This window comes from Massilia sp. UBA6681, from assembly GCF_002454935.1.
Lineage (GTDB): Bacteria > Pseudomonadota > Gammaproteobacteria > Burkholderiales > Burkholderiaceae_D > Telluria > Telluria varians.
The window spans coordinates 1-7218 of record NZ_DKJX01000034.1; the positions used below are offsets into that span (position 1 = coordinate 1).

The following is a 7218-nucleotide window of genomic DNA, read 5'->3' on the forward strand; positions in this document are numbered from 1 at the left end:
GTTCGCCACCGCGGTGGTCACCTCGGCGATGTTACGCACCTGCGAAGTCAGGTTACCCGCCATCGAGTTCACCGAGTCGGTCAAGTCCTTCCAGGTGCCCGCCACGCCCTTCACCTGCGCCTGGCCGCCCAGCTTGCCTTCGGTACCCACCTCGCGCGCCACGCGCGTCACCTCGGACGAGAACGAGGACAGCTGTTCCACCATCGTGTTCGCGGTCATCGCCGCGCGCAGGTACTGGCCCTTGAGCGGGTGCCCGTCCACTTCCAGCGCCATGGTCTGCGACAGGTCGCCTTTTGCCACCGCGCCGATGACGCGCGCCATCTCGGTGGTCGGGCGCACCAGGTCGTCGATCAGGGTGTTGACCGAGCTGATGATGGTGGCCCAGCCGCCCACCACGCCCGGCAGGTCCGCACGCTGGGTCAGGTGACCTTCGCGGCCCACCACGCGCGACACGTCGGTGACCGTCTCCACCATCTTCTGCTTTGTTTCGATGATGTCGTTGAGCGTGTCGGCGATCTTGCCGGATACGCCGGTCCAGTCCGAGGGCATGCGAACCGAGAAGTCGCCTTTTTTCAGCGCCATCAGGGTGGTCAGCAATAGCTTGACGTCCAACTGTTCGCCCATGTCGGTCATGTTGTTCATCGACTAAATCCTTGTTTCGCGTGGGTGGTGAAAGAGTGCCGCGCCGGCGGGACCGGCGACTGTGAACTGTTAACTGCTGAGAAGATACTCTTGTATAAACTCAAGTCAAGCATCGCAATAGGTGTGAAGTGCTAGCGCCAGGAAATATTGTTATTTAGAAAACCTGGAGTGGGCATTCGGCGGAGGGTAACGTAATCTCTATCAATACAGCGCACGATTGGAAAAGTGTTGTTGTATTTGAACGACAACTATGCGTATCTCCAAGCTAACATTGGTTGAAGCTGTGGCAATTGGTGAATATTTTGGACGCTAAAGTCATTTAGGATGAACGCCGTATTGACCCGGATTTGTCCAATGATCGACACCGCACTATTGCTGGGGCTGCTGGAAGCCGGAGACGACCGCACCTGGGCGCAGCGTCTGTTCGAACTCGCGCGCAGCCAGGGGTTCGACCAGATGCTGGTTGGCGTTGTGCAATCACGACATGTACGTTTCGAACATGCCTTTACGCGCAGTAACTATTCGTCGGAGTGGCGCGAGCGTTACGAAGCCAACGGCTTCCATTATGTCGACCCGACCGTGGTCCATTGTGTGTCGAATACCCTGCCGCTGGTCTGGGCGCCGTCCACCTTCGGCAGTGGCGTGCCCGGCGCCCTGTACGAGGAAGCCAGCGCGCACGGCATCCGCAGTGGCGTCACGCTGCCGATCCACGGCCCGCAGGGCGAGCTGGGCATGATCAGCTTCGCGTCCGACCTGCGGCCCGACGCGCCTTTCGAGCGCTCGCTGTTCGAGGCGCTGCCGGCTCTTTCCCTGATCCGCGACTATGCCTTCGCCTCATCGGCGCGTTTCCGCGAGGCCAAGGCGGAGCCGGAGCTGCCGCGCCTGACCCGGCGCGAGCTCGAGGTGCTGCAATGGGTCATGGTCGGCAAGTCCTCCTGGGAGGTCGCCCGGATCACCAACTGTTCCGAGGCGACCGTCAATTTTCACCTGGCCAACGTGCGCCAGAAGTTCGGCGTGAACACCCGCCAGCAGGCGGTGGTCAAGGCGATTGCCCTGGGCCTGATCACGCCTGAAGATCACCATCGCTGACCCGTCCATTGACGTAGAGGCGCAGCAGGATGGCGACCGGGGGAGGGACCGCAAGGCCGGTCTCGAAGCGGCTTCCGCTCGATTGGGTGACGCCGAAACGGCTCCAGAATTTTTCCTGGCTTTCGCGTTTGGCAATGCGCAGGCGCCGCAGTTCATGTGGCGCGGACCGCTGCGCGCCGCCCGCCTGTGCCGCTTGTTGCGCTTCCAGTTCCGCTGCCAGTGCGTCGCACATCATCTCGTTTCCCATCTTTGCTCCTTTCCATCGGTGGCTATGCAAACTGCAAGTATTCCACCGGCGGCGCGCATAGCCACCTAGCAGAGCTGATAGTTCCGGTTCTGCCCGTCATGCATGAATCTTGTATGCGAAGTGCATAGCTTGATCAACCACAACTAGGGGCCAGAAATGACGATGCAAATCAAAATCGCAGCACGCCGTGAGTTCAAATCCAAAGACCTGTGGGAAATGCATACCCTGCGCGCCAAGGTGTTCAGCGGGCGTCTGGGCTGGGAAGTGCCCGTCATGTCCGGCATGGAGATCGATGGCTACGACGCCCTGGATCCGGCCTATATGGTGATGCGCGAACCCGCCGGCGCGCTGCTCGGCTGCTGGCGCCTGCTGCCGACCGAAGGTCCCTACATGCTCAAGGATTCCTTCCCGCAGCTGCTCGAAGGCCGCGCGGCGCCGAGCGACGCACGCATCTGGGAGCTGTCGCGCTTCGCACTCGAGACCGACAAGGAGAACCGTTACGGCTTTTCGGACATGACGATGCAATGCTTCGAGGCCGTGATCCGTTACGGCATCGAGAACGGCCTGACCCATTACGTGACGGTGACCACCACCGCGATGGAGCGCCTCACCCGGCGCGCCGGCGTGGTCACCAGCCGCCTCGGCGAGCCGCAGCGCATCGGGATCGAGAATGCGGTGGCCTTCTATGTGGACGTGCGCGCCACCTGGGAAGCGCTGTATGCGCGGCGCATGGCTCCTCAGGCAGCGTGATCCTTGCCGAGCTGGCGCCGCAGGAAAGTCCACGTGAGGGCCCACATGCGCGCGGTCTGCGCATTGTCGGCCGCGCCGGCGTGGCCGCCCTCGAGGTTTTCCCAGTACAGCAGCTCGTGGCCCTGTTCCAGCATGCGCGCCGTCATCTTGCGCGCATGGCCCGGATGCACGCGGTCGTCGCGGGTCGAGGTGGTGAACAGCACGCGCGGGTAGCGCTGGCCGTACCGCACCCGGTGGTAGGGCGAGTAGCGGGCGATCCAGGCCCACTCGGCCGGGTCGTCAGGGTCGCCGTATTCGCCCATCCAGGAAGCGCCGGCCAGCAGCAGGTGGTAGCGCCGCATGTCGAGCAGCGGCACCTGGCAGACCACGGCATTGAACAGCTCGGGACGCTGGGTGAGCACCGCGCCGACCAGCAGGCCGCCATTGCTGCCGCCCATGATGCCGAGCCGGCGCGGACTGGTGATCTTGCGCGCGATGAGGTCTTCGGCCACGCCGATGAAGTCGTCGAAGGCGCGCTGGCGGTCCTGCTTCAGCGCCGCCTGGTGCCAGCCTGGGCCGAACTCGCCGCCGCCGCGGATGTTGGCGACCACGTAGACGCCGCCGTCTTCCAGCCAGGCCGAGCCGCTGATCGCGCCGTAGGACGGTTTGAGGGACACCTCGAAGCCGCCGTAGCCGTACAGGACCGTCGGGTTGTCGCCGTCGAGCGGGGTGTCGCGGTGCATCACGGCGAAGTAGGGCACCCGGGTGCCGTCGCGCGATTGCGCCTCGAACTGGTGCACCTGCAGGCCCTGGGCCTGGAAGAAGGCGGGCATGCTTTTCAGCGGCTCGCGCGCGTCCGTGCCCGCTTCCATCAGATACAGGGTGGATGGTTCGGTGAAGCCGGTCATGGTCAGGAAGTAGCGGTTCGAGGCGACCCGGTCGAACGCCCAGGTGTCGAGCGCGCCCATGTTCGGCAGGTCGACGTCGCGCGCCTGCCAGCGGCCGTCCTCGCGGCGCAGCTCGACGATGCGGTTCTTGACCTTGTCGAGCACCGTGAGCAGCAAGGCGTCGCGGGTGACCGTGAGGCCGTCGAGCGAGGTGAGGGGCGAGGGCAGGAACAGGGGTTCGAAGGCCGCCTGGCCGCCCAGCGCCGCATCGAAGTCGGCGGCCAGCAGTGCGCCCTGCGGATAGGTCGTGCCGCCCGCTTCCCAGTTCGATCGCAGTTCGATCACGAGCTGGTCGCGCACCGCGAAGGCATTCGCATCCTCCGGCTTGGGTAGCTTGATGAGCCGGCCGTCGCGCCGCAGGAACAGTTCGCTGCTGTAGAAGCCGATCTGGCGCTGCACGAACGCGCGCTCGAAGCCGGGCGTCGCATCGGTCCATGCCGAGGCGGACAGGTCGTCCGGCCTGGCCTCGAACACCGTCGCGGCCGCCTCGAGCGGCGTGCCGCGCCGCCACTCCTTGACGATGCGCGGATAGCCCGATTCGGTGAGCGAACCGAGGCCGAAGTCGGTGCCGACGAACAGGGTGTCGCGGTCGATCCAGGCGACGTCGCTCTTGGCTTCCGGCAGATTGAACCCATCGGGCACGAAGCGGCGCTCTCTTACGTCGAACTCGCGCACCACGTGGGCGTCGCCGCCGCCGCGCGAGAGCGAGACCAGGCAGAGCGCGCCATCGGGCTCGAGCCAGGTGACGCCGCCCCAGACCCAGTTCTCGCCCTCCTCGCGTGCAAGCAGGTCGAGGTCGATGATCGTCTCCCAGGCCGGCGCCCCCTTGCGGTATTCGCCCAGCGTGGTGCGGCGCCAGATGCCGCGCGCGTGAACGGCGTCGCGCCAGAAGTTGTACAGCAGGCCGGCGTGGCAGACGGCGTACGGGATCTTCTCGGTGGAGTCGAGGATGGCCCGCAGGCGCGCGCGCAGGGCGGTGCAGGAAGGCTGTGCTTCCAGCTCCGCCTCGGTGATCCGGTTGCGTGCTTCGACCCAGGCGCGTGCCCGGGCGCCGTCGACCTCTTCGAGCCAGAGGTAGGGATCGTCGTGGGCGGATGGCGTCGTGGCTGAATTCATTGGAGGTGAAGTGAATATTGTTGAGCAAGCCGGGCCGGCATTTGCCTATACTAGCAACATCGAGCAGGCAGATCCCGCACTCCAGAGCCATGGATTCTTCAATGACCGCTAGTTCCGCAGCGAATACGGCCGGTGTGGCCCAGCAGGGCGCGAGCGCCGCCCCCTGGGTGGCCGGGCTCGCGCTATCGCTCGCGGTCGGCGCGCTGTGCTACCGGGTCGCGGCCGGGGCGGGCGAGGACGACGCGCGGCGCCGTTTCGAGACCGTGGCGCGCCTGGCCCAGGAACGGGTGTCGAACGCAATCGTCTCGTATACCCAGGTGGTGCGCGGCCTGGCCGCGCTGCATACGGCCGGCGAAGGCCCGCTGACGCGTCTGCGCCTGCACCGCTACGTGAAGGCGCTCGACCTGCCGGCACAGTTCCCGGCGATCGAGGCGGTGTCCTTCATCGCCTACGTGCCCGATGCCCGGCGCGAGGCTTTCATCGCGAGCGTACGGCAGGACCGCAGCGTGGAACCGAACGGCTACCCGGATTTCGACATCAAGCCGGCCGGACGCCGCCCGTGGTACGCCGTGATCACCTGGGTCGAGCCGGCCAAGCAGCCGAACGACCGGGTCGGCGTCGACATCGCGGCCCAGCCCCACATCGCCGCGGTCGTGGCGCGGACGCGCGACGAGGGTAGCCTGGGTGCGTCCGGCAACCCGGTGCGCCTGCAGCACCCGGTTCCACACACGGCGCTCGGCATGCGCGAGCAGCTCTATCTTGGCGGCGGGCTGCCGGCCACGGTGGAGGAGCGGCGCACGCGCTACATGGGCAGCATCGGCATCGCGTTCTCGGTCGACGAGCTGGTGCGCCGCGCGCTCGGCCCGCAAGGAAGCCAGCCGGTGGCGCTCAGCCTGTACAGCGAAACCGGGCCCGCCCGGCCCACCGCCCGCAACACGATGTCCGGGGCGGCGCCGGCGCTGGATGCGCGCGACCGTCTGCTGCTGGGGCCGGACGTGCGCGGCCAGTCGAAGGCGGGTGGGCGCTTCACGATCCTGCTGCCGATCGATTACGCCGGCACCCGCTGGAAAGCCCATTTCTCGGCCGACCGCGCCGCCATGGCGGCCGGTGCCGACCGCAGCCTGCCGCTGCTGGCCTTCGGCTCCGGCTTCGGGGTGAGCCTGCTGGGCTTCGCGCTGTTCTTCAACCTGTACCGTTCGCGCCGCGCCGCGCTCGACCAGCGGCTGCTGCTCGATTCGGTGCTCGACAACCTGGACGCCTATGTGTACCTGAAGGACAGCGCGCGCCGCCTCCTGTACGTGAATGCGAAGAGCGCCGCGCTGATCGGGCGCAAGGCGGCGGACATCGTCGGCCGGCGCGATTTCGAGCTGGTGCCGGCGCACAGCGCCGACGAGGGATGGGAACGCGACCGCGCTGTGCTCGACAGCGGCGAACGCCACGCTTGCCAGGCCGAACTTCCGCTGCCGGACGGCAGCGTGCGCCAGATGTGGAGCGTGCGCGTGCCCCTGTACCCGGAAGGCGAGATGCCGGCGGTGCTGTGCATCTCGACCGACGTCACCACGCTGCACGAACTCAAGGCGCGCGCCGATGCGGCCAACCAGGCCAAGAGCGACTTCCTGTCGAACATGAGCCACGAGATCCGCACCCCGATGAACAGCATCATCGGCATGACCCACCTGGCGCTGCAGGCGCACCCCGACCCGCAGCTGCGCGGCTACCTGGACAAGATCTACCACTCGGGCCAGCACCTGCTGGGCATCATCAACGACATCCTCGATTTTTCCAAGATCGAGGCGGGCAAGCTGGAACTCGCCACCCGCGGCTTCATGCTCGACAGGGTGATGCGCAACGTCGAGCAGCAGCTGGGTCAGGCGGCCGCCAGCAAGGGACTCGGCTTCGACGTCGAGATCGCTCCCGAGCTGATGCGTCCCCTGCGCGGCGATCCGCTGCGGCTGGAGCAGGTGCTGCTGAACTTCGCCGGCAACGCCGTCAAGTTCTCCGAGCACGGCCGCATCCTGCTGCGCGCCCGGCTCGAACACGCCTTCGGCCCCGAGCTCCTGGTGCGCTTCGACGTGCAGGACAAGGGCATCGGCATCGCGCCCGACAAGCTGGCCGGCCTGTTCACGCCCTTCCACCAGGCCGACCCCTCGGCCACGCGGCGCCATGGCGGCACCGGCCTGGGCCTGGTGATCAGCAAGCAGCTGGCGGAGCTGATGCATGGCGAGGTCGGGGTCGACAGCACGCCGGGGCAGGGCAGCACCTTCTGGTTCACGGCGCGGCTGGAATTGAACCCGGCGCTGGAAGAGGGCGCAGCCGGCGGTGCCGGGCTGGGGGCGGCGCCGGCGGCGCACGCCACCCGCCTGGACGGCTGCGCGGTGCTGCTGGTCGAGGACAACGCCTTCAACCAGCAGGTCGGTCGCGAGCTGCTGCAGCAGGCCGGCGCCGAGG

General features: G+C 66.8%; 5 protein-coding genes and 1 pseudogene. 3 read left to right on the top strand and 3 right to left on the bottom strand.

Annotated elements, in window-relative coordinates; all coding sequences use genetic code 11:
* Positions 1-642 (bottom strand): annotated as a pseudogene (locus tag B2R83_RS04945) (hybrid sensor histidine kinase/response regulator); the annotation flags it as partial.
* Between the two features lie 354 nt (positions 643-996).
* On the opposite strand from B2R83_RS04945, the gene B2R83_RS04950 reads away from it, so the two are divergent.
* Entirely contained in the window at positions 997-1731 is a 735-nt protein-coding gene (locus B2R83_RS04950; RefSeq protein ID WP_292038715.1) for a helix-turn-helix transcriptional regulator, read from the top strand.
* Here B2R83_RS04950 and B2R83_RS04955 read toward each other — a convergent pair.
* Entirely contained in the window at positions 1706-1978 is a 273-nt protein-coding gene (locus tag B2R83_RS04955) for a helix-turn-helix domain-containing protein (protein WP_036206780.1), read from the bottom strand. The two genes, B2R83_RS04950 and B2R83_RS04955, sit on opposite strands and share 26 nt — an antisense overlap.
* Positions 1979-2134: 156 nt before the next feature.
* Between B2R83_RS04955 and B2R83_RS04960 the strand changes: the two genes are divergently transcribed.
* The gene (locus B2R83_RS04960; protein ID WP_414674351.1) at positions 2135-2728 is read left to right on the top strand and encodes an acyl-homoserine-lactone synthase; all 594 of its coding nucleotides are present in this window, start codon (positions 2135-2137) and stop codon (positions 2726-2728) included.
* Here B2R83_RS04960 and B2R83_RS04965 read toward each other — a convergent pair.
* Positions 2716-4770, bottom strand: coding sequence for a prolyl oligopeptidase family serine peptidase (locus B2R83_RS04965; RefSeq protein ID WP_292038720.1), 2055 nt, complete (start codon positions 4768-4770; stop codon positions 2716-2718). The two genes, B2R83_RS04960 and B2R83_RS04965, sit on opposite strands and share 13 nt — an antisense overlap.
* Positions 4771-4871: 101 nt before the next feature.
* On the opposite strand from B2R83_RS04965, the gene B2R83_RS04970 reads away from it, so the two are divergent.
* Positions 4872-7218: CHASE domain-containing protein (locus B2R83_RS04970; protein WP_292038723.1), on the top strand; the 2347-nt coding region annotated here is incomplete at its 3' end.

Excerpts from the sequence above, each read along its gene's own strand:
- B2R83_RS04950 (WP_292038715.1), top strand. The coding sequence starts at position 997 with ATGATCGACACCGCACTATTGCTGGGGCTGCTGGAAGCCGGAGACGAC.
- B2R83_RS04955 (WP_036206780.1), bottom strand. The coding sequence starts at position 1,978 with ATGGGAAACGAGATGATGTGCGACGCACTGGCAGCGGAACTGGAAGCG.
- B2R83_RS04960 (WP_414674351.1), top strand. The coding sequence starts at position 2,135 with ATGACGATGCAAATCAAAATCGCAGCACGCCGTGAGTTCAAATCCAAA.
- B2R83_RS04965 (WP_292038720.1), bottom strand. The coding sequence starts at position 4,770 with ATGAATTCAGCCACGACGCCATCCGCCCACGACGATCCCTACCTCTGG.